At 52.4% G+C, this 822-nt stretch carries 1 protein-coding gene; it reads right to left on the bottom strand.

The features are described from left to right. Positions 1 to 652: cache domain-containing protein (locus tag VZ95_RS20105; protein WP_045777443.1), on the bottom strand; the 652-nt coding region annotated here is incomplete at its 3' end. Positions 653 to 822 lie beyond the last annotated feature (170 nt).

Here is an 822-nt window from a genome sequence, read left to right as displayed (position 1 = left end):
GGCCCAAGGCGAACCACAGCACAAGCCCAGACAGCACGAGCATGCCGAGGGCAATAGCGCCCTGCTGCCACACGATCACGTCAACGGCTTCCATGAAATTCTTCGCCAGCATGCCAAGGCCGATCGCGCCAATGACTTTGCCATTCACATCTTTGATTGGCTCATACGCGACGTAATAAACTGCAGCGCCGGTTCCCGAAGTGCCGCGATAGGATTTTCCTTCGCCCAAAACTGCCGTTTTGATCGGACCATCGGCCATTTTGACGCCCGTTTGACGCTTACCGTCCGGAAAACGCAGACTGGTAGAGACGCGGGTGTCGCCAACCAAGATAGACATAACCGCGCCGGTCGCCGCCGTTACCCGGTCGGTCGCCGCCGTATCTTCCGCCGTGACCGTGTAATCGCCGATCATCATCTTACCATCGACAAGGCGGTAGTCTTTGCCATATTGCGCTAAGACATCCCGAAAAACACGAAAGGCCGAATCGACTGAGGCTTTTCCAAGTCGATCAAACTCATCTATCGCCCGGTACATGCCGTAACCACTGGTTAGCGCAATACCCAAGGTACAAACTGCGACCGAGATTAAAAAAATCCGCCCCGAAACGCCCAATTTCAGCCGCCAGCGTTTTGCTGCACCCACCATAATCATTCATTCCCCTTCTGGGGGTCCTGTCGTGCGGTCCGGGATTTTTTCTTACGAAAAGGGAAGGATAGACACACCACATCAACCCATAGCGATGATCCGTTATAAAATCTCGAATCCTAATATTATATTAAGCAGCTCAGTAATTTTCGTAAACGTTTCGAGCTTACACTGTT

The sequence above is a fragment of the Elstera litoralis genome (assembly GCF_000963705.1).
In the GTDB taxonomy this organism is placed as follows: domain Bacteria; phylum Pseudomonadota; class Alphaproteobacteria; order Elsterales; family Elsteraceae; genus Elstera; species Elstera litoralis.
The sequence above is the reverse complement of the archived record's forward strand: the minus strand, read 5'-3'. Positions and strand labels throughout refer to the sequence as shown.